The organism is Mesorhizobium sp. M1143 (genome assembly GCF_040318435.1).
In the GTDB taxonomy this organism is placed as follows: domain Bacteria; phylum Pseudomonadota; class Alphaproteobacteria; order Rhizobiales; family Rhizobiaceae; genus Mesorhizobium.
Genome location: NZ_JAMYMJ010000020.1, coordinates 23,708 through 45,274 on the forward strand (window position 1 = coordinate 23,708; position 21,567 = coordinate 45,274).

The 21,567-nt window shown below is 63.8% G+C and carries 17 protein-coding genes; 10 read left to right on the forward strand and 7 right to left on the reverse strand.

The features are described from left to right. Window positions 1-64 precede the first annotated feature (64 nt). Both NKH35_RS15755 and NKH35_RS15760 read left to right on the forward strand, forming a co-directional pair. Window positions 65-1,159, forward strand: a complete 1,095-nt coding sequence (locus NKH35_RS15755; RefSeq protein ID WP_023727407.1) for an LLM class flavin-dependent oxidoreductase — start codon at window positions 65-67, stop codon at window positions 1,157-1,159. Between the two features lie 51 nt (window positions 1,160-1,210). Further along, on the forward strand, window positions 1,211-2,071 hold the full coding sequence (locus NKH35_RS15760; RefSeq protein ID WP_023733278.1) for an NADPH-dependent oxidoreductase: 861 nt from the start codon (window positions 1,211-1,213) through the stop codon (window positions 2,069-2,071). A 6-nt stretch (window positions 2,072-2,077) separates the two neighbouring features. On the opposite strand, the gene gcvA is transcribed toward NKH35_RS15760, so the two are convergent. Next, window positions 2,078-3,088, reverse strand: coding sequence for a transcriptional regulator GcvA (gene gcvA / locus NKH35_RS15765; RefSeq protein ID WP_352757612.1), 1,011 nt, complete (start codon window positions 3,086-3,088; stop codon window positions 2,078-2,080). Between the two features lie 336 nt (window positions 3,089-3,424). Here gcvA and NKH35_RS15770 point away from each other — a divergent pair, with 336 nt between their 5' ends. Continuing rightward, entirely contained in the window at window positions 3,425-5,020 is a 1,596-nt protein-coding gene (locus tag NKH35_RS15770) for an ABC transporter substrate-binding protein (RefSeq protein ID WP_023733277.1), read from the forward strand. 94 nt (window positions 5,021-5,114) lie between these two features. Further along, window positions 5,115-6,710 (forward strand): ABC transporter substrate-binding protein, encoded by a 1,596-nt coding sequence (locus NKH35_RS15775; RefSeq protein WP_352915272.1) that lies wholly within the window; start codon window positions 5,115-5,117, stop codon window positions 6,708-6,710. Between the two features lie 80 nt (window positions 6,711-6,790). Here the strand turns inward: NKH35_RS15775 and NKH35_RS15780 are convergent, their stop codons facing one another. Beyond that, complete coding sequence (locus NKH35_RS15780; protein WP_352915275.1) at window positions 6,791-8,245, reverse strand: FAD/NAD(P)-binding protein; 1,455 nt, start codon at window positions 8,243-8,245, stop codon at window positions 6,791-6,793. A gap of 197 nt (window positions 8,246-8,442) precedes the next feature. Here NKH35_RS15780 and NKH35_RS15785 point away from each other — a divergent pair, with 197 nt between their 5' ends. Both NKH35_RS15785 and NKH35_RS15790 read left to right on the forward strand, forming a co-directional pair. Next, window positions 8,443-9,801, forward strand: coding sequence for an LLM class flavin-dependent oxidoreductase (locus tag NKH35_RS15785; RefSeq protein ID WP_352915278.1), 1,359 nt, complete (start codon window positions 8,443-8,445; stop codon window positions 9,799-9,801). Further along, entirely contained in the window at window positions 9,798-10,889 is a 1,092-nt protein-coding gene (locus NKH35_RS15790; protein ID WP_352915281.1) for a rhodanese-like domain-containing protein, read from the forward strand. The genes NKH35_RS15785 and NKH35_RS15790 overlap by 4 nt, the downstream gene beginning before the upstream one ends. A 33-nt stretch (window positions 10,890-10,922) precedes the next feature. Here the strand turns inward: NKH35_RS15790 and NKH35_RS15795 are convergent, their stop codons facing one another. The 5 genes from NKH35_RS15795 to NKH35_RS15815 all read right to left on the reverse strand — a co-directional run bounded on the left by NKH35_RS15795 (window position 10,923) and on the right by NKH35_RS15815 (window position 17,332). Further along, window positions 10,923-12,185 carry an FAD-dependent oxidoreductase gene (locus NKH35_RS15795; RefSeq protein WP_352915284.1) on the reverse strand — a complete coding sequence of 421 codons (1,263 nt, stop codon included), beginning with the start codon at window positions 12,183-12,185 and terminating at the stop codon, window positions 10,923-10,925. An 8-nt stretch (window positions 12,186-12,193) separates the two neighbouring features. Beyond that, the gene (locus NKH35_RS15800; protein ID WP_023670868.1) at window positions 12,194-13,411 is read right to left on the reverse strand and encodes an acyl-CoA dehydrogenase family protein; all 1,218 of its coding nucleotides are present in this window, start codon (window positions 13,409-13,411) and stop codon (window positions 12,194-12,196) included. Between the two features lie 15 nt (window positions 13,412-13,426). Further along, a complete protein-coding gene (locus NKH35_RS15805; protein ID WP_023701127.1) occupies window positions 13,427-14,464 on the reverse strand; it encodes an ABC transporter substrate-binding protein in 1,038 nt (345 codons plus the stop codon). Window positions 14,465-14,473: 9 nt separating this feature from the next. Continuing rightward, window positions 14,474-15,658, reverse strand: a complete 1,185-nt coding sequence (locus NKH35_RS15810; RefSeq protein WP_023670870.1) for an LLM class flavin-dependent oxidoreductase — start codon at window positions 15,656-15,658, stop codon at window positions 14,474-14,476. Between the two features lie 63 nt (window positions 15,659-15,721). After that, complete coding sequence (locus tag NKH35_RS15815; protein ID WP_352915286.1) at window positions 15,722-17,332, reverse strand: ABC transporter substrate-binding protein; 1,611 nt, start codon at window positions 17,330-17,332, stop codon at window positions 15,722-15,724. Window positions 17,333-17,645: 313 nt separating this feature from the next. On the opposite strand from NKH35_RS15815, the gene NKH35_RS15820 reads away from it, so the two are divergent. From NKH35_RS15820 to NKH35_RS15835, 4 genes are read left to right on the forward strand one after another with little or no spacing between them, the layout of a single operon-like run. Continuing rightward, window positions 17,646-18,632, forward strand: a complete 987-nt coding sequence (locus NKH35_RS15820) for an ABC transporter permease (RefSeq protein WP_023733268.1) — start codon at window positions 17,646-17,648, stop codon at window positions 18,630-18,632. Next, entirely contained in the window at window positions 18,633-19,631 is a 999-nt protein-coding gene (locus NKH35_RS15825) for an ABC transporter permease (RefSeq protein ID WP_352915289.1), read from the forward strand. A 2-nt stretch (window positions 19,632-19,633) separates the two neighbouring features. Continuing rightward, window positions 19,634-20,629 carry an ABC transporter ATP-binding protein gene (locus NKH35_RS15830; RefSeq protein ID WP_352915292.1) on the forward strand — a complete coding sequence of 332 codons (996 nt, stop codon included), beginning with the start codon at window positions 19,634-19,636 and terminating at the stop codon, window positions 20,627-20,629. Then, on the forward strand, window positions 20,607-21,554 hold the full coding sequence (locus NKH35_RS15835; protein ID WP_352915295.1) for an ABC transporter ATP-binding protein: 948 nt from the start codon (window positions 20,607-20,609) through the stop codon (window positions 21,552-21,554). Before NKH35_RS15830 ends, NKH35_RS15835 begins: the two co-directional genes overlap by 23 nt. Window positions 21,555-21,567: the final 13 nt, after the last annotated feature.

Consider the following 21,567-nt stretch of genomic DNA (forward strand, 5'->3'; position numbering starts at 1 on the left):
AACGATAACGGCGCGGAAGGTACCGCCATTGACCTCCACGCCCGACAAAAATACAGGCCCGACAATGAGCGCTGATCCCGAATTTCTCTGGTACATCCCGAACCAGGTCGATCCCGGTCACCGCGGCGAGCCGGCCGTCGAGGACCACAACAGCCTGGAGACGCTGACCAGCCACGCAAAGGCGCTTGAGGAACACGGCTGGAAGGGCGCGCTGATCGGTACCGGCTGGGGCCGGCCCGACACGTTTACCGTCGCCGCCGCGCTCGCCGCGCGGACCACCTCCTTCGAGCCGCTCATCGCGATCCGCCCGGGTTACTGGCGGCCAGCGCACTTCGCATCCGCGGTCGCCACGCTCGACCAGCTGACCCGCGGTCGCGTGCGTATCAACATAGTGTCGGGCAAGGACAACCTCGCTGCCTATGGCGACAGCGAAGGCGAGCAGAACCATCGCTATGCCCGCACCAGAGAGTTCATGCGGCTGGTTCGCAGACTTTGGACCGAAGAGAACGTCACCTTTGCCGGCGAGCACTTCAAGGTCACCGGGTCTACCGTCATGCCCCGCATCCCTGTCCGTGGAAACCGTCGCCATCCCAGGCTCTATTTCGGCGGCGCGTCGGAGGCGGCCGAGCGCGTCTCGGCCAGCGAGGCCGATGTCCAGCTGTTCTGGGGCGAGCCGCTCGATGGCGTCCGGGAGCGGATCGAGCGGCTCAAGGCCTTGAGCCGGGAACTTGACCGGGACCTCCCACCTCTACAATTCGGGTTGCGGGTCACCACGCTGGTCCGCGACACCACCGGGCAGGCCTGGGCGGACGCCGAGGCGAAGGTCGCCGAAATGGCAAAGGGCCAGGGCGCCGGCTGGAATGATCATGGTCGGGCGGTAGCGGTAGGCCAGCAGCGTCTGCTCGATCTGCACACGCGCGGCGAGGTGCTGGACGACAATCTCTACACTGCGCCGGGCAAATATGGCGGCGGCGGCGCCGGCACCACCTGGCTGGTCGGCTCGGCCGCCGACGTGGCCAGTTCGCTCGGCAAGTACCGGGATCTGGGCATCACGCATTTCGTGCTCTCGGACACGCCGTATCTTTCCGAGATCAAGCGGCAAGGCGACCAGTTGCTCCCGCTATTGCGCAATAGGGTCCAAGCCGCGTTTGTTGAATGACGTGGGGTTGTCAGAACACCGAACGAGCCAGATCGCCAAAGAGGGACGACAATGCCACAGCCGGCCGCTTTCAGCATCCGCCCTTCCGACGCCGACCTGCGCGGTGAAGCAGCACTAAGGCGGCGTTACCGGGCGCCGCAAGAGGCGAAGACTGCAAACTGGAACGAAGCCCTCAAGGCGATCCTTTCACATCGCTCGGTCCGCAACTATCTCGCCAGGCCTCTGCCCGAAGGGACGCTCGAACTGATCATCGCTGCCGCCCAGTCGGCGCCGACCTCGTCCAATCTGCAGGCGTGGAGCGTCATCGCCGTCGAGGATCCGGCGCGCAAGGCGCGGCTTGCCGGACTGGCGGCGGTCAATCGCCATATCGAGCACGCGCCGTTGCTGCTGGTTTGGCTGGCCGACCTGTCACGGCTGCGCGCCATTGCCGAGGCAAACAGCCGGGCGGGCGAGGGGCTCGATTATCAGGAGAGTTTTCTGCTGGCCGTGATCGACGCAGCACTTGCCGCGCAGAATGCAGTGGTGGCAATCGATGCGCTCGGGCTCGGCTCCTGCTACATCGGCGCCATCCGCAATCATCCTGAGGCCGTGGCGCAAGAGCTCGGCCTGCCGCCGGAAACCGTGGCGGTGTTCGGCCTGACCGTTGGCTATCCCGATCTCCTGGCTGCGACCGACATCAAGCCCAGACTGCCGCAGCGTGTTGTGCTGCATCGCGAGCGCTATCAGTCAGGCGTCGATCAGGACGATCTCGCAGCGTACAACCTGACGCTTCGCACCTTTCAGCAAGAGCAGTCGATGCCCGTTGTCGACTGGACCGAACTGATGTCGAACCGCATCGGCAGCACTGCGGCGCTGAAAGGCCGTGAACGCCTGGGTGATGCGCTCAAGGCGCTGGGCTTCAAGCTTAAATAGCCAAGGCTATTCGGCAGCAACGATGGCGATGCGCGCCGGCAGTGCTGCCGGCGGTGTGAAGTCGAGTGCGCCAACCCTTCGCGCCTCAGCCTTCAGCCAGCCATGGAAGCGCTCGACGGTCGCGAGCTTCGCCTTGTGTGGCGTCGTCGCGAAGTAATAGGAAAACTCGACCGGCTGCGGCGAGCCGAAAGGGCTGACCAGCCGCCCTGCGGCAAGGTCGGGCTCGGCCAGTCGGAATTTGCCGAGACCGATGCCCTTGCCGGCAACCGCGGCGTCGAGCACCAGCGAGGACTGGCTAAGCCGTATGCCGCCGTCGACAAGGCGGCCGGACAGGCTGTTGGATCGCAGCCAGCCCTTCCAGTCGGGGCAACTTGGATCGCGCTCCGGCCCGTCCTCATGCAGGATCGGCGCGTTACGCAGCCCTTCCGGTCCACGGAAGAGGCCGTGCGTGCGGGCAAATTCGGGGCTGCAGACAGGCAGCACCGCTTCCGAGAACAGCCGTTCCGTGATGAGGCCGCTATAGGCGCCCGAGCCGTAGCGGATGACACAGTCGATATCTTCGCTGGCAAAGTCGGCAAGCCTTGTCGATGCATCGACCAGTACTTCGAGTCCGGGCACCGCCTCACGCAGCGCGTCGAGGCGCGGGATCAGCCATTTGCTGGCGAAGGAGGGCGCGACCGACACCTTGATCGGCGCATCCTCCTCGTCGCCGGAAATACGCGCGACCGATTCGACAACGACGTCGAAAGCCTCGGTGAGCCCGGGCATCAGCGCCTGACCGGCCGAGGTCAGCAAAAGCTCGCCCCGGTTGCGCTGGAACAGCGGTTGCCCCAGGTGATCCTCCAGCAGGCGGATCTGCTGGCCGATGGCGGCGGGCGTGACATGGAGTTCTTCCGCCGCTCGCGTAAAGCTCAGATGGCGGGCGGTTGCGACAAAGGCGCGAAGCGAGGTCAGCGGCGGAAGTCTCGCCAGCGTCGGTCGTAGCTTCCTCGGTTTGGCGCGAATGAGATCAACCATGAGGCGCATTCAACACGTTCGGACCCGGCGCGACGAGGGCGGGCTTTGCGCCAAAGCGCGCGGCGGAAAATTTCGTTTGCCGCAGCGTCGCGCCAGCGGGAACGGAAATCTAAAAAATCGCAATGTCTACTATTCTTGTAGAAATAAGACGGGCAGCACCGATTTGGGTGTCGGTCGGCTTCGCAGGCCTGGAATGAACCAGTCGTGCAAAGCGGCGCTTTCGGCCGACGATAGAAAATCATTCTTCCGGTTTTGCGCGACGGCAGGGATCATTGCGTCGAGGCGCCGGAGTGCGTTCGGCCGCCGGATGCAATCCGTTTTCCGGAGCCCAAGACCATGTCTGTCAATCGTCGTCATTTCAACCAGCTCTTGCTGCTTGGCGGTGCGAGCTTCGCATTGCCCGGCTTTTCCTTTGCAGCCGAAGGCACGCCCGTTCAGGGCGGCACGCTCAACTGGGCCTACTATCCCGATCCGACGTCGCTGATCGCCATCAACACCTCGTCAGGCACCGGCCAGGCGATCGGCCCCAAGGTGAATGAAGGCCTGCTTGATTTCGCCTACGACCTCACCCCGAAACCGCTGCTGGCCACGGAGTGGTCGATCAGCGATGACGGCCTGCGCTACACCTTCAAGCTGCGCCAGGGTGTCAAGTGGCATGACAGCAAGGACTTCACCTCGGAAGATGTTGCCTTCACCATCTTCCGGCTGAAGGAGGCGCATCCGCGCGGCCGCATCACCTACCAGAACGTGACAGCGGTCGAGACGCCCGATCCGCACACCGCCATTGTCGTGCTTTCGAAGCCGGCGCCCTATCTGATCACGGCGCTGAGCAGTTCGGAATCACCGATCGTGCCGAAGCATGTCTACGAAACGTTCAAGCCGGCAGAACAGCCCAAGCTGGAACAGACGATCGGCACCGGCCCCTTCGTTCTCAAGGAATGGGTGCCCGGCAGCCATCTGATCTTCGATCGCAATCCGAACTATTGGGATGCGCCAAGGCCTTACCTCGACCGCGTCGTGCTGCATGTCATTCTCGACCCGGCGGCACGCTCGGCGGCTCTTGAAACCGGCGAGATCGATATCGGCGCCAATCCCGTGCCGCTGGCCGATATCGAGCGGCTGAAGGCCAACCCCGCTTTGGTCGTCGACACCAACACCTATGCCTATTCCGGCCCGCAGCAGCAATTGTTCTTCAACTACGAGAACGAAATCCTGACCAAGCGCGACGTGCGTCTGGCCATCGCCCACGCGATCGACCTGCAGAAGCTGGTCGACATTGCGCTCTATGGCTATGCGCAGGTATCGCCAAGTCCCATCAGCACGGCACTGCCCAAATGGTATGACCCCAGCATCAAGGCGCGCGAACCCGACCCCAAACTGGCGGAGAAACTGCTCGACGATGCCGGCCATCCGCGCGGCGCCGACGGCACGCGCTTTAAGCTCCGGCTCGCCTACAACGCGTTCCTGCCGGCGTCCTATGCCGATTTCATCAGGCAGTCGCTGGCAGTGGTCGGCATCGACGCCGAGATCCTGAAGCTCGATCTGTCGACGTTCCTGAAGACCGTCTACACCGACCGCGCCTGGGACCTGGTGGTTGAGTCGCTGTCGAACACCTTTGATCCGACGCTCGGCGTCCAGCGCGCCTACTGGTCGAAGAATTTCAAGATCGGCCTCGTCTTCTCCAACGCCAGCCACTATGCGAACCCCGAGGTCGACCAGATCCTCGAAGCCGCCGCAATCGAGCCCGACGAAACGAAACGGCGCGAGCTCTGGTACAAGTTCCAGCACATCATCCATGACGACGTGGTGTCGGTCGACCTCGTTGCGGCCGGTGCCCAGATTGTTGCCAACAAGAAGGTCAGGGATTTCGCACCCGGAGCGCAAGGCATCAACAACAGCTTCGCGCAGATCTGGCTCGCGCCAAACGCATAGGCGCTCGGATTGCCTTGCCTTGGATCGGTGCGTGAAACCACCGATCCCGACTTTTCCCCATAAAGACAAATCGCGCAAACGCGGAGTACCGACCATGACCATCAACCGACGCTTGTTCAATCAGTTCCTGCTGCTGGCCGGCGCGAGTACCGCCCTACCTGCCGGGGCCTTTGCCGAAGACGCCAAGCCGGTGGCGGGCGGCACGCTCAATTTCGTCTACTATCCCGAGCCCAACCAGATCGTTTCCATCAACACCAGCGCCGGTGGACCGGCCACCATCGGGCCGAAGATTTTCGACGGCCTGCTCGCCTACGACTACGACCTCAATCCAAGGCCGCAACTGGCCACCGAATGGTCGATCAGCGATGACGGGCTCGAATATGTCTTCAAGCTGCGGCCGGGGGTGAAATTCAGCGACGGCCATGATTTGACATCGCAAGACGTGGCCTTTTCGATCTCGCGACTGCGTGAAGCGCATCCGCGTGGACGCATCACCTTCCAGAATGTCACCGACGTCGACACGTCGGATCCGCATGTGGTGAAAATCAAACTGTCTAAACCGTCCGCCGCGCTGATCTCGGGGCTGGCCGCGACGGAATCGCCCGTCGTGCCCAAGCACATCTACGAGAAGCTGAAGCCGGCGGACGATCCGTCCTTCGAGCAGATCATCGGCAGTGGACCGTTCGTGCTCAAGGAATGGGTCAAGGGCAGCCACATCATCGTCGAGAAGAACCCGACCTATTGGGATGCGCCAAAACCCTATCTCGACCGGATCATCTTCCGCTTCATCACCGATCCCGGCGCGCGCGCCGCGGCACTCGAGACGGGTGAAGTCGACATCGGCCCGAACCCGGTGGCGTTTGCCGATCTGGAGCGGTTCAAGGCGTTGCCGCAGTTCGTCGTCGATAGCACCGTCTTTGCCTATAGCGGCCCGCTGCACCAGCTGATCATCAACCTGGAAAACCCGATCCTGAAGGAGAAGAAGGTCCGTCAGGCAATCGCGCATGCCATCGATCTCGATGCGATCAATGCCATCGTGTTCTACGGCTATGGCCAAGTGTCGCCGACACCGATCAGCGTCGTCAACAAGAAGTATTTCGATCCCGATGTGAAGGCGGCGACCGTCGATACGGCGCTATCGGAAAAACTGCTCGACGAGGCTGGCTTCCAGCGCGGAGCGGACGGCATCCGCTTCAAGCTCAGGCTCACCAACAACCCCTACAACCCATGGGGCTATGCTGACTTCCTCAAACAGGCGCTAGCCAAGATCGGCATCGACGCCGAGATCCAGAAGTTCGACTTCGGCACCTATGTCAAAACCATCTACACCGATCGCACCTGGGACCTGTCGACGGAATCCTGCGGCAACATCTTTGACCCCAGCGCCGGCGCGCAACGGCTCTACTGGTCGAAGAACATCAAGATCGGGCTGCCATTCTCCAACGGCGCGCACTACGAGAACCCTGAGGTCGACCGGCTGCTGGAGGCCGCATCGGTGGAGCTTGACGAGGCCAAGCGCAAGCAGCTGTTCTTCAGGTTCCAGGAGATCATCGCCGACGAGTTGCCGATCATCAATCTGATCGCACCGCCGACCATCATCATTGCCCGCAAGACCGTCAAGAATTACGCGCCGGGTGCTGAAGGCCTGTCGGCCAGTTTCGCAGACGCATATATCGATCCGAACGCCTGAACCCGGCGGACATCAGCAAGAAAAGGGGCCGCGTCTCGAGGCGGCCCTTTTCGTTTCTATGGTCTTGAGGTGCAGAACGGTCAGGCCAGAGCACGCAGCCTTGGGCTGGAGCCGACCAGAAGGCCGGCAAGGGCGATGGCTTGCGCCAGCTGTTCGCCGATGGAACTCGATTCCCAGGCGACGCCGCGCAGCGGATGGCCGATGGCAAACAGATTGCCGTGGGTCCTGCCGTCGCCGGAAATCACCTGGCCGTCATGCGTGGCGTCGATGCCGAACCCGGTCGCATGCGGCCTGACGATGCCGTTCTCCAGCAGGCTCTGGACAAACGGATCGGCGATCCGCCGCCAGTCATGCTCCTGATGGCCCCGGCAGTTGACGACACCGTCGAAACGCAGCCGTTCGACCGCGCCGCTATCGCGCCAGCGGATCTCGGCGACAATGCCGCCGGCTCGCGGATGCAGTGCCAGCACCCGTCCGGCGCCGCCCGCCCAACGGCCTTGGCTTTGCGCCAGTGCGACGCGCTCAAAGCTCGGCGGCGCCGCTCGATGCGCGGTGACGTCCCAGAAAGCGCGCAGATGGCGTGCGAACTTCAGGCGCTCCTTGTCGGTGGCGCCTTGCCACAGAGCCAGGATCCACGGCCGGATCGTCAAAGGCAGCCCTTGCCAGTCCAGCCCGGCGGCCTCGATGGCCCGGCGTTCGGCCTTTACCAAGGCAAGAAGCGCCCTCGTGGTTTTCGGCAGCGGCCGCCCGGCAAGAAAATCGCGCCACGCTTCGGTATTGCGCCGAGGCTCGACGATCTGTCCGCGCCGCGACACGACGCGATAGCTGCCCTTGAAGCCGCGCGCCTCCATGCTGGCGACGAAGTCGACCATGCTGAGACTCGAGCCGATCAGCAGCAATTGCCTGCTGCCAGCGAGCCGATCCAGTGCTGCCGAATCCCAGGGATTTGCGACATAGCGGTGATCGTTGATGATTGGTGCTTCGGTGGCCGACGGCTCGCTCTGAAAAACACCTGTCGCCAGCACGGCCTCATCGGCCAGCAATTGCTGGCCGTCGCTGGTGCCGACGCAGACTCCGGACGGACCGGTCAGCATGTCGACGGCGGATGCCTTGATGTGGCGCAGCAAGGAACGCGGATCTGCTTCCCTGACAGCCCTGGTCAGTTCCGACTGGACATAACTGCCGAACAGCCAACGCGGCGGGCTGGAGTCATGGACATCCTCGGGCGGCGTCCAGCCGTGCTCCGGCCCATTCGCCTCGAGCCAGCGAACGAGATGATCGGGGTCATCAGGATGCAGCGAGAAGATGCGCGCCGCGCCATTGACCAAATGTTGCGGGTCGATGGTGCTGTAGGCGACGCCGCGGCCGAGCTCGGCCCGGCGCTCGATGATGGTGATTGCCAGCGGCTCGGTCGAACGGTCGAGCAGCTTGATCGCGGTAACCGCGCCGGCAAAGCCGCCGCCAATGATGATGATTGAACGAGGGATCGAACGCGGAGGGATGATCGAAGGCTGGGAGGACGGGGTATGAAGCATCAAGGACCTTTGTGACGCCGACGGTGCGTGGCTCTAGCCGATCACTGCGGCGGCGACCATCGTGCTGTGCCCCAACCCGATGTCAAAAAACAATAATTGCCAGTCGGCGAAAGGCATTCTTTCGCGCAGTGGGGTTGGCAGGCGCTAGAGATGAAAACCATAGCGCGACCAGCCTGAGAACGCCACGAGAGCCGACCATGACTGAAGATCGAAAGATGAGGCTTGGCGCCTTTGTCCGAGGGCCTGGCCATCATGTCGCCGCTTGGCGCCATCCCGATGTGCCGGCCAATCCTGGCCTGAGCTTCCAGCACTATGCAGACGCCGCGCGCTCCGCCGAGCGCGGCCTGTTCGACATGGTGTTTCTTGCCGACAGCCTCAGCGCGCGCAATGGCGAGCAGCCGATCGAGACTTTCGAACGCACCGGCCATGTCGTGCATTTCGAGCCGCTGACGCTGTTGTCGGCGCTCTCGACCATCACGCGGAGGATTGGGCTGGTGGCAACCGCCTCGACCACCTATTGGGAGCCGTTCCACCTGGCGCGGCTGTTTGCCTCGATCGACCATCTGAGCGGCGGCAGGACAGGCTGGAACGTCGTCACCTCGGCCGACGCTCCGGCGGCGGCGAATTTCAGCCGCGACCAGCATCCCGTTCATGCCGACCGCTACGACCGCGCCCAGGAGTTCGTCGCCGTGGCGCAGAAGCTGTGGGACAGCTGGGACGACGATGCCTTCGTCGCCGACAAGGTTTCGGGGATCGCCATCGACCGGCATGGCATCCATGCGCCTGACCATGTCGGCCGGCATTTCCGCGTCAAAGGCCCGCTCAACGTCGCCCGCCCGCCGCAGGGCCACCCCGTCATCGTCCAGGCCGGTTCGTCCGATGCTGGCCAGCATTTTGCGGCGCGCACGGCGGAGGTGGTCTTCACCGCTCATCCGACCATCGACTCGGCGCGGGGTTTCTACAGCGAGCTGAAGGGCCGGCTGGGGTCGTTCGGCCGCTCCGCCGACAGCTTGAAGATCATGCCCGGCGTCTTCCCGGTCGTTGCGCCGACGCGCGCGGAAGCCGAAGACAAGTTCGACGCCATCCAACGGCTGGTCGATCCGGTGGTCGGCGTGGCGCTGGTTTCCGGACTGCTCGGTGGCGTCGATCTTTCCGGCCATCCGCTCGACGGGCCGTTGCCGGAACTCGGCAGTTCCGATGCGGTGAAGAGCCGCCTGAAAGTCGTTTCCGAATTGGCCGCGAGCCGGAACCTGACGATCCGGCAATTATATCTCGCCGTTGCCGGCGCGCGCGGCCATTTCCAGATCGTCGGCACGCCAAAAGATGTCGCCGACATGATGGAAGAGTGGTTCACCGGCGGTGCGGCGGACGGCTTCAACGTCATGCCGCCGATCCTGCCAACGGGCCTCACCGATTTCGTCGATCTCGTCATCCCGGAGCTGCAGCGGCGCGGCCTGTTCCGCACCGCTTACGAAGGCAGCACGCTGCGCGAGAATCTCGGCCTTGCGCGTCCGGTCCGTGGCGTTGCCGAACATCAGCAGAGGAAGGCCTCATGAGCGCGAGCACGATCGATTGGAAAATTTTTCGCCAATGGCTGGCCGATGGCGAGGAACTGGCGGTGCTGGATATCCGGGACAGAGCGGCAGTCGGATACGCGTCGCCGCTGTTTGCCACCAATCTGCCGGCGGATCACGTCGAAGCGGAGATCGACCGCTTCATCCCGCGCAAATCGGTGCGCACCGTGCTGGCCGATGACGGCAGCTGCGTTGCCGAGCAACTTGTCGAACGGTTGTCCGGGCATGGTCGCAGCCAGCTTTTCGCACTGGCCGGTGGAATTCCTGAATGGACGAAAGGCGGCGTGGACGGCTTGCCGACCTTCGACACGCCGGGCGTCGATTTTTCGCTGGCGATCCGCGACGAGAAGGGAACGCCGGTCATCACCGTAGACGAACTTGAAGCGCTCAAAGGCCAGGGCGCCGACGTGGTGATCCTCGACAGTCGAACGGTGGCGGAGTTCGACAAGGACCATGTGCCGGGCGCCATCAGCGTGCCGGGCGCCGAACTGGTGCTGCGCTTCGCCGACCTGGTGCCGTCGCCGGAGACGCAGGTGGTCGTCTCCTGCGCCGGCCTGCCGCGCGCCATCATCGGCGCGCAGCCGCGGATCGAGGCCGGCGTGCCCAACACGGGCGCCTATCTGCACGACGGCACCAAGGCGTGGCGCGAGGCCGGCCTCGAGCTGGAAACCGGCAGGACCGCTGCCTATGGTCCGGCCAGCGAGGACGCCAAGCGTTTCGCCGGGGAGCACATCGCAAAGCTTGCCGAGGGCGACGGTTTTCCGCGCATCGATGCGGCGACGGCCGCAGCCTGGGCGAGGGACGACAAGCGGACAACCTACCTGCTTGACGTGCGTACGCCGGAAGAGTTCGCCGAAGCGCATATTCCGGGGTCGATCACGTCGGAGGGTGGGCAGTTGCTCGGGGTCGCCTATCGCACCATCGCCGTGCGCGGCGCCCCCCGCGGGGGGATGGGCGGTGTGGTTGGCGTCCGCGCGGCGACGACGGCGCACTGGCTGCAGCGGCGCGGCTTCGAGATCGCCATCCTCTTGCACGACTTCCAGTCGGCGAGCCTGGTGGAAGCGGCGTAAGGTAGGAGCACTGTCAGGCGATTTTTCGGGCTGCTATTCGGCGGCTTCCTGTTGACGGCGGCGGCCTGAGAGCACGTTCTTCTGCATCGCCGTCAGCGAAGAACGCACGGCTTTGGCGCCGTGCTCCAGCAATCTGGCCTCGTAGTGCGACAGTGCCTGGAGAAGCGGCTTGTCGCCGCGTTTGGCGGCCACGAGTTCGGGCACCAGCAAGCCGGCGTCGTAGATCGCGGTGTTGCCGCCGAGCGCGCGGAAATAGGTCATGGCGTGGATGGCGTCGCCAAGCAGCGTGACCCGTTTCGTCGGCCATGGATCGACAGGCTCGGAGCTGTGGACATGCAGCAGCGCCACTGTCGACGGATCGGTGTGGCGGATGAGGTTGAGGATCTCCGGATGCCAGTGGCCGATCTTCGAAACCAGCAGGTCGAGCAGGTCGGCACCGGAGAGCTTTGCCAGCATTTCATCCGTGGCCAGCTCGCCCTTTTCGTATGCGGTGTTCCACCAGACATAGCTGGTGGTGTTGTTGAAATGGAAACCGGCAATGTCCTTGTGGGTGTCGTCGTCCAGCCCGATCAGCCCATATCTACGATAGGCCTCGACATTGACGCGATGGCTGGTGACCATCAGCCCGTGACCTTCCGACGGCCGGATGCCGGCATTGTAGTCGAGCAGCAGCGGCGAGATCTGGTGAAGGGCTGCGGCATGCAGCGTCATCTTGCCGGCCAAGCGCCTGACGCCGGTGTCGAAGCTTCGCGCATGCGGCACCAACTGCTGGCGCACGCGCGAGCGGGCGCCGTCGGCGCCGACCAGCACATCGGCATGGATTGTCGAGCCGTCCTCGAAATGCGCTGTTACCGAACCGTCCGGCTGCTCCTCGTAGCGTGAAAAGACCTTGCCATGGCGCACGACACCGTCGAGGCCGGACAGCAGCACCTGGCGCAGCGTGATGCGGCTCACCGACTTTTCGATATGCGTGTCGTCAACCTCGCCCTGCGCATTGCCGCCACCCCAGGCATCCTCGCCCAAGGTTTCGAAATTCTCGTCGAGCAGGATGTTGCGGTCCGGCGCCTGGCCGAGCGTGGCGACAAAGGCTTCGTAGAGTTCCGGCGGCAGATTGGCGATCAGCGAATCGATGCCGCGCTGGCGGATGCGCAGGCGGAAACCCTGGACATAGTCGGTGCGGGCGCGATCCTTCTCGAAGACGGCGACGCCGATGCCGTTCTTCTTCAGGCCCTGCGCCAGTGTCAGGCCGCCAGGGCCTCCACCGACGATGGCGACGTCGACATGTTCGGATGCCATGACGCCGCTCACCCGACCGCCTTGAGCCTGGGTTTGACAGCAACAGCCGGCGGCTCGGCTACCTGAGGGGCAGCGTGGCGGCTGAGCGCCGCTTTGGCGGCGATCGTGCGGATCATGTGGTTCTGTGGTGCATGCGAGCGCGCGGTCAGCGTATCGCGATGGTGGCGCTCGAGCTGGAAGTCTCTGTTGAGGCCGGGATTGCCGGCAAGCTCCAGCGCCAGCGAGGTGACGGCAACGGCATTGTCGATGACGACATGCCTGACCGTCATGCCGTCGGTGCCGACCGGTCGGCCGGCATCGACATCTTCGGCGAGCGAACGCAGCAGCCGCGTGCTGGTCGCAAGCCGAACCTCGATGTCGCCCAGCCCCGCCTGGATGTGCGGCACCGTCGATAGCGGCGCGCCGAGGCTCGCCGGCGCGTGCGTGGTGACGAAGGAGGCCAGCCGGTCACGGGCCGCGCGGGCCGCACCATGGTAGACAGCGCCGATCAGCGAAAAGAAGAACGCTGTCGGCCCTTCTTCACGCCTCAGCGGTTCAGACGCCGGCTGTGCCTCGGTAATGTCTTCGGCAGGCACCACGACATTGTCGAGGATGACATCGTCGCTGGCGGTGGCCCGCATGCCGGCGGCATTCCATGTCTTTTCGACGCGCAATCCCGGCGCATTGGTCGGCACCAGGAACGAGGCGAGGCGCGGTTGCGGCTCGTCGGTCAGCGCCAGCAAGTTCACCCATTTCAGAATGGGAATGCCGGTGACGTAATTCTTGTGGCCGGATATCCGCCAGACATTGCCGTCGCGCCGGGCAATGGTTTCGGGCGGCTTGCCATGAGCGGGCGAGCCGATCCCCGGCTCGGCCTGCGCGGCGTTGATCAAAGCAGGGCCGAGGCGGCCGGCCTCGACAATCCGCTGCACCAGATGGCGCGGCCATTTGCCGGATTTCCGCAGCGCGTACTGGCTGTTGTAATGCATGGCCAGCACCAGCGCCGTCGACGGCTCGCCACGGCCGATCTCGGCGATCACTGCCTGGGCTTCCACCAGCCCGCCACCGAGGCCCCCATGCTCGCGCGCCGTCACCAGGCCAAGCAGCCCGGCCTGGTGAAGCCGGTCGAAATTGGCGAACGGAAAATCCCCGGTCGCGTCGTGATGCGCGGCGGTCATCGCGAAGTCGTTGGCAAGGCCGGCTGCCGTGTCGAGGAGTTGTGGAAACTCGGGAATGGTCGAGGTCATGAAGCTGGCTTCCTCTCAGGCGGCGGCGCGAATGGTCACCAGATCGAGTGGCCGGCGATCGACCCATTTCTCGACGTCGAAATCGCTGGCGAGAAAACCCCAGTCGCACAGGAAATCCTTGTAGTGGGAAACCGCCGCGATGAGCTCGGGCTGCAGCCCGAGGCCGAGATGTTTGTGGACATCCGGACCGTTGGCCGCCAGCACCTGCTCTTCGGTGGCGCCGGATTCGCGGGCAACGAAGCGCCGCGTCTCGTCGGGATGCGCCTCGGCCCAGGCGCTGGCGCGCAGGATCGTCTCGATCAGCCGAGCGATCAGTTCGGGGCGTTCTTTTGCCAGCAAATCGTCGACGGTCAGCACGCGCGGCGAACCGGAATTGATGCGGATATTGGGCTCCGGGTGGAAGCCGAATTCGGCGACCTGGATGGCGCCGATCAGATTGGCGACATTGATGCCGGCCGTGCCCTTGACATAGATGGCGTCGACGTCGCCACGGATCAGGGCTGCTGCCTCCTCGCCATAGGCCTGCTTGCGCTTGAGGCCGAACAACGATGGCCCTTCCTGGCTGTCGAGCACACTGTCGGTCAGCGCGATGTCGACGATCTCGACGTCGGCATGGCTGAGGCCCTCGAGCGACAGCGCCGATACCAGGCCCTTCAGCGCCGTCGCCCGCATGAAGTCGACGATGCCTTCGGGACGCCGGGCGATGCCGAAGCGGCGGCCTTTCAGGTCTCTGGTCGTTTTGATGCCGGAGCCGGGCAAGGCGATGATGGCCTGGAACTCGTCGGTCCAGGTGATGCCGACGAGACGCGTCTTGCGCCCTTCGGAACGGGCACGGATCGGCGGCACGTTGCCGCCGTGGCGGAACGACCAGTCGAGCGTGTGGTTGAAATGGCTTTGGCGGATATCGCGGTTGGGCGAGTCGATGATCGACTTCAATTCGATCCCTTCCTTGCGGAAGGTTTCGTCGAGAAGCCCGAGTTGTGCCGCAAGTCCGACAGGCGTCGGCACCGGGCAGCGTGTGTACCAGATTTCGGAGATCGCAGTCGTGGTCATGATTGCTCCTCAGACGTTGCGCAGGCCGGCCTGCTTCATCAGCGGCAGGATGTTCTCGCCGAAGAATTCGAGATCCGGCTTGAAGTCGAAGAAGGACAGTTGCAGTCCGTCGATGCCGGCGTCCTTGAGCTTGACGAACTGGTCGACGATCTGCTCGGGCGTGCCGATGAGATAGATGTTGCCGCCGACCTTGGCGTAGGGATCGTCACGGCCTTCTCGACCTTTCCAGGCCTGGGCGTCGCTGTTGAAGGTCTGGAAGCCTTTCGGCGTGCGGCTGTCGGCATGGGCGACGATCTGGTCGGCGACCGCCCAGGCTTCCTTCTCGGTCGGACGGCTGATGACCAGCGGGTTGAGCAGCGTGCGCACGGTGCGGCCGACACCGAGGGCCGCGTCCTTTACCTTCTTGGTATGCGCCGGCAGCGCCTCCAGCGCGCTGGCTATGTCTGAGCCGGCCGGGCTGGTGACGAAGACGATGTCGGAGTAACGGCCGGCAAAGGAAATGCCGGCGTCGGAGCCGGTGGCGTTGACCAGGATCGGCCGGCCGTAATTCGGCTTCGGCGTGACAAAGCCGCCGTTGAGCTTCCAGCTCGATTCTCCGGAGAAGGAGAAATTCTCGTCGTCCTGCCACAGCCGCTGCAGCACTTCGACAAACTCGGCGGCGAGTTCGTAGCGGCGGTCATGCTCGATGCGGTTCCAGCCGAACATCTCGTGTTCGACGGCGCGATGGCCGGTGACCACATTGATGCCCCAGCGGCCGCCGGAGATGTGGTCGAGAGTAGCGCCGAATTTCGCCAGATGCAGCGGATGCCACGGGCCGTAGAGAACATGCATGGTCGAGATCAGCATGATCCTCTTGGTGATCGCGGCCATGGCTGCGATGGACACGAAACTGTCAAGCGCCTGGCCGTTGAAGACACCGCCATAACCACCCTTGGGCAGCCATTGGCTGAGGGCAAAGACAAGGTCGAAGCCAAGCTCTTCCGCCCTGAGCGTCAGGTCGCGATTGTAGTCGAAGCGCCAGTCGGTCGAACGCTCCAGGGTCGAGTTGGTCCAACCACCGGCCTGGATCGGCAGGAACAGCCCGAGCAGCACCGGCTGCTGAAGCGCTTTCGACAGCGGGCTGTCGGGATAATCGGTGGGCGCCCTGAAGAAGGGCGTGCCGACGATGGAACCAGGCTTATGGGCGAGCGTCATGGCGAACTTTCTCGGATGGAGGCAGGGAACCCGTGCGTGAAGACCGCGCACGGGTTTGGCGGATCAGGCGACGATGTGGGCTGTTGCGAGGGAGCCGGCATTGCCCTCGGCGCCCACCGTGTGGTCGGCGATGCGCTTGTTGTAGAGGGTGATTTCCGGCTGGCTGACGATGCCGATGTCGGGCAGGTCCTCGACCAGGATCTGCTGGATCGCGGCCCATTGCTCGAAGCGCTTTTCGTGGTCGACCTCGACAGCGGCCGCTTCAAGAAGTTCATCGACCTTGGGGTTGCTGTATTTCGAGCCATTCGAGAACGGCACGCCCGGCTTGAAATTCTTCGACCAGTAGAGGCGCTGCACGCCGACCGTCGGGTCGAACAGATTGCTCATGCCGTTAAAGGTGAAGTCGAAATCGCGGTCGGTGTAGATGCGCTTGGTGTAGGTGGCGAAATCCTGGCTGCGCACGGTGACCGCGATCCCGACCGCGGACAGCGCCTGCTTGATGTATTCAGCGCCACGCTTGTAGGTCTCACCGCTCGGAACATAATCGTGGACAAGCTTGAGCCGGACGCCGTCGGCACCGCGCGGCAAGCCTGCCTGGTCGAGCAGTTTCTCAGCGGCAGCAATGTCGACCGGATAGGTCTTCAGGTCGGCGACGAACCACTTCTTCAGATTGGGATTGATCGGGCCCGGAATGGTCGCGCCATAGCCGTAGTTGATGGTGTCGCGGATGATGTCGCGGTCGATGACATGGGCGAAGGCGCGGCGGACGCGAACATCCTGGAAATAGGGTTTCTCCAGGTTGAACTCGACCCGGCTGATGCCGTTGGAATACTGGTAACCCTGCTTCTCGAAGCCGATATGCGGCAGCGTTTCGAAGCGCTGCAAATCGCTGTACGGGATCGGCGTTGCCGGCGCCAGGTCGATCTCGCCGGTCTCGAGCGCCAGTGCGCGTCCCGAGGCGTCCGGAATGAAACGCACGATCAGCCGGTCGAGATAGGGGCGCGGTGCATCCCAATAGCCGGGGTTGCGTTCGTAGACGATGTGGCTGCCACGGACCCATTCCTTGAAGACGAATGGGCCGGTGCCGATCGGAGCCGTGTTGACCGGATTCTCGGCGGCCTTGCTGCCGTCATAAAGATGCTTCGGCACGATCGGCGTTTCGGCCGCGGCCAGCGCCGTGATCAGGTAAGGTGCCGGCTTCGACAGAACCAGCGTCACGGTCAGCGGATCCGGCGTCTGGATATCGACAAGGTTGAGGAAGGTGTTGCGGCCGCGCGGATGAACCTCCTTGATCGTGGCGATCGAATAGGCGACGTCGGCAGCGGTGAATGGCTGGCCGTCATGCCACTTCACGCCTTCGCGCAGCTTGAATGTGTATTGCAGGCCATCGTCGCTGACCGACCACTGCCTGGCCAGCGATGGCCGCGGCGTGAGATCGAAATCATAGGTCAGCAGGCCCTCGGTGGTCTTTGCCGAGACGTAGACCGAATTGAATGCGGTGTGGGCGATCGTCGTCAGCACCGGCGGGTCGGCCGAGAGCAGCAGCGTCGCCGTCCCACCCTGTTTCGGCTCGGCTGCGTAGGCACTGCGCGATGCGGGCAACAGGGTGGCTCCGAGCACTGTCGCCGAAAGGCCGAGGAACCTGCGGCGGTTCGGAATGAGGAAATGAGACATCGCGCCCTGGTCCTTTTTTGCTGCCGACCCCGATCGACCGGTTGTCGGCCGCCGGGTGAAAAATCCGTCGTTCCAAGAGCGGGGCCGTTTGTGAAAAGATTTGGCCGATCCGCTCCCGCACGTAAGATTTCATACTTCAAATGGCTATTTTTGTAGCATGAAATGAAATTCTATTCTGCAATGCTGCCATTTGCAGAACAAAATTTCTTAAATCAGGTTTGACAATGTCTATAAATCTTGTCAACTAAAAAGCACGGAACTTCCGGGAAACAGCAAACCCGCATCGTCAGCCACAGCCGGGATAGCGAAAACGATGTCGACCCTGACGCGCATTGGCAGAACCTTCCGGCGCACGGCCATCCAGGCGGTGCCAACCGTTCTGGGCATCGTCATCCTGAACTTCTTCCTGCTGCAGCTTGCGCCCGGCGACGCCGCCGACGTCATGGCCGGCGAGGCCGGTTCGGCCACGGTGGAAACCATGGCTGCGCTGCGCGAGCGCTTCGGGCTCGACAATCCGCTGCTCGTCCAGCTGTTCAACTATCTCTACAACCTGGCGCATTTCAGCCTCGGCTTTTCGCCGCGCTACGGCATGCCGGTCGCCGACCTGATCGGCCAGCGGCTGCCGGGCACACTGTTGCTGATGGCGGTGGCGCTGACCATCGCCATCGCACTTGGTCTCGTCCTCGGATCGTTGATGGCGGTGTTTTCGGGACACCTGCCGGATCGTCTGCTTTCGGTCGTTTCGCTGCTGTTCTATTCGATCCCGGGCTTCTGGATCGGGTTGATGCTGATCGTGCTGTTCTCGGTCAAGCTCGGCTGGCTGCCGAGCGGCGGTTCGGGAACCATAGGCAGCAACCTGACCGGCCTTGCCGGCGTGTGGGACAAGGTGCGCTACATGATCTTGCCGGCGCTGTCGCTGGCGCTGTTCTACGTGGCGATCTATGCGCGGCTGACGCGGGCGGCGATGCTGGAAGTCCAGTCGCAGGACTACGTGCGAACCGCCGCCGCCAAGGGCCTGTCGCCGACCATCATCACCATCCGCCATGTCCTGCGCAACGCGCTGATCCCCATCACCACCATGGCCGGCATGCATGTCGGCGGCATGCTCGGCGGCGCCGTGGTTGTCGAGACCGTCTATTCCTGGCCCGGCCTCGGGCGCCTCGCCTTCGAGGCGGTCATGGGCCGCGATTTCACGGTGCTGCTCGGCATCCTGCTGCTGTCGTCGCTGCTGGTCATCGTCGCCAATGCGACGGTCGATCTGCTGCACGCCTGGCTCGATCCCCGCATCGGAGTGCGCTGAATGGCTTCCACCGATTTCGTCGCGGGCGACGCCCGCACCCGCCGCGCCTATGCCGAGGCTCGCGAGCCTGCGGCACCGGCTGAACCCGAGGCGAAGAGCTGGAGCAATCTTCACGCGCCCGACGCGCGCCCCGCCTCTGCGGCGTCGGTACCGATTGCAGCCGGCGGCCGGGCGCTGAGGATTTTCCTGCGCAATCCCAACGCCATGTTCGGCGTGGTGTTCCTGTCGCTGGTCGTGCTCGCAGCATTGCTGGCGCCCGTCCTTTATCCGGCCGATCCGCTGTCGATGGTGGCGCGGCCCTTCCTTTGGCCGGGGCAGAATCCTGGCTTTCCGCTGGGCACCGATTCCATGGGCCGCGACGTGCTTTCCGGCATTCTGCACGGTGCGCGGATTTCGCTGTTCGTCGGCCTGGTGGCGACAGCACTTGGCCTGAGCTTCGGCATCCTTGTCGGCGCCACCGCCGGCTATTTCGGCGGCTGGATCGATGACGTGCTGGTGCGTCTGATCGAGATCTTTCAGACCATACCGAGCTTCGTGCTTCTGGTCGTCATGGTGGCGATCGCGCAACCGACGGCGCTTGTCGTGACGGTGGCGATCGCCGTCATCACCTGGCCGACGGTGGCGCGGCTGACCCGCGCCGAATTCCGCGCCATTCGCGAAAAGGATTTCGTCATGGCCGCGCGCAGCCTCGGCTATGGCCATGCCCGCATCATCTTTCGGGAGATATTGCCAAACGCGCTGCCGCCTTTGATCGTGACCTCGTCGGTGATGGTGGCAACCGCAATCCTGATGGAATCGGCGCTGTCCTTCATGGGCCTCGGCGATCCCAATGTCGTCAGTTGGGGTTCGATGATAGGAGCGGGCAGGGAGTTGATCCGCACCGCCTGGTATCTGACAGCACTGCCGGGGCTTGCGATCGTCTTCACCGTGCTGGCGCTGAACCTGATCGGCGATGGCCTCAACGACGCGCTCAATCCGCGCTTCTCGCAGGAGCGCTAGAGATGGCTGCCTTGCTCAGGGTCGACAATCTTACGGTTCGTTTCCCGACCACCGAGCCGGTCAGCCGGCTGAGCTTCGAGGTTGGCGAAGGCGAGACGCTGGCGATCGTCGGTGAATCGGGCTCCGGCAAGTCGCTGACCGCACTTGCCCTGATGCAGCTTCTGCCGCGCTCGGCGAAAATCCCCAATGGCAGGATCGAATTCGCCGGCAGGGACCTGCTCGACCTCGACCAGAAGGCGATGCGCAATTTGCGCGGGCGCGAGATCGCCATGATCTTCCAGGAGCCGATGACTTCGCTCAATCCGGTGCTGACCATCGGCCGGCAGATCACCGAGGTGCTGACGCTGCACGAAGGCATACGCGGACAGGCCGCGCGGAACCGTGCCATCGAGCTTCTCAACCTGGTGCGGATTCCCGATCCGCAGCGGCGCATCGACGACTATCCCCACCAGCTTTCCGGCGGCATGCGCCAGCGCGTCATGATTGCCATTGCCGTTGCCTGCAGGCCGCGCCTGCTGATTGCCGACGAACCGACGACGGCGCTCGACGTGACCATCCAGGCGCAGGTGCTCGACCTCCTCGATACGCTGCGCCGCGAACTGTCGATGGCCGTCGTGCTCATCACCCATGATCTCGGCGTCGTCGCGCAATGGGCCGACAAGGTCGTCGTCATGTATGCCGGCCGCCAGGTCGAGCAGGCGCTGCCCGGCGCGCTGTTCAAAACACCGCTTCACCCCTATACGCGCGGCCTGCTGGCGGCGTCGCCGCGGCTGAAGACCAATCTCCACTACCGTGACGCCAGGCTGACGGAGATTCCCGGCAGCATCGTCTCTGCCGCCGGCGAGAAGGGCTGCCCTTTCCGGCCGCGCTGCGCGGTGGCGCGCGACAGCTGTGCCCATTTCGTGCCCGATCTCGTCGAGGTGAGCGAGGATCGTCTCGTTGCCTGCCCCTACAGCTTCATTCCGGAGGTTGCGCATGGCGTTGCTCTCGGTCTCTGACCTCTCCACGCATTTCCACGCCCAGGGCGGCGCGCTGCGCGCTGTCGACGGCGTTTCCATCGAGGTCGGGCGCGGCGAGACGGTTGGTCTCGTCGGCGAAAGCGGCTGCGGAAAATCGACGCTCGGCAAGACCATCATGCGGCTGGTCGACCCGACCAGCGGCAAGATCGAGTTCAACGGCACCGACATCACCGTTCTCGACGCGCGCCGGCTGAAGGCGGCGCGCCGCAACATCCAGATGATTTTTCAGGACCCGTTCGCGTCGCTCAATCCGCGTCACACGATCGGCGACATTTTGACGGCGCCGCTGAAAGTCCATGGCATCGGCAACAAGGCCGAGCGGCGCAAGATCGTCGAAGACATTATCGAGCGTGTCGGCCTGCCCAGGGATTCGCTCGGTCGCTACCCGCATGAATTTTCCGGCGGTCAGCGCCAGCGCATCGGCATCGCCCGGGCACTGATCCTCAATCCGGAACTGGTCGTCTGCGACGAGCCGGTGTCGGCACTCGACCTTTCGATCCAGGCCCAGATCCTCAACCTGCTGGTCGACATGAAACGGCAGCTCGGCCTGTCCTACCTGTTCATCTCGCATGATCTGTCGGTGGTCCGCTATTTCGCTGACCGGGTGCTGGTCATGTATCTCGGACGCATCGTCGAAAGCGCCGACAATGCGACGCTGTGGACCTCGCCAAAACATCCCTACACGCGCGCACTGATGGACGCCGTGCCGGACCCGGTGCGCCGGCGTCAGGCAGCGCCGATCCATGGCGATCTGCCGAGCCCGCAGAACATCCCCAGCGGTTGCCGTTTCCACACGCGCTGCCCGCTGGCGACGGATCTCTGCCGTTCGCAGGAGCCTGCATTCCGGGCGATCGCGGCGGGGCATCACGTCGCTTGCCACTACGCCGAACCAACCCTCAACTGAAAGTTCAACGGAG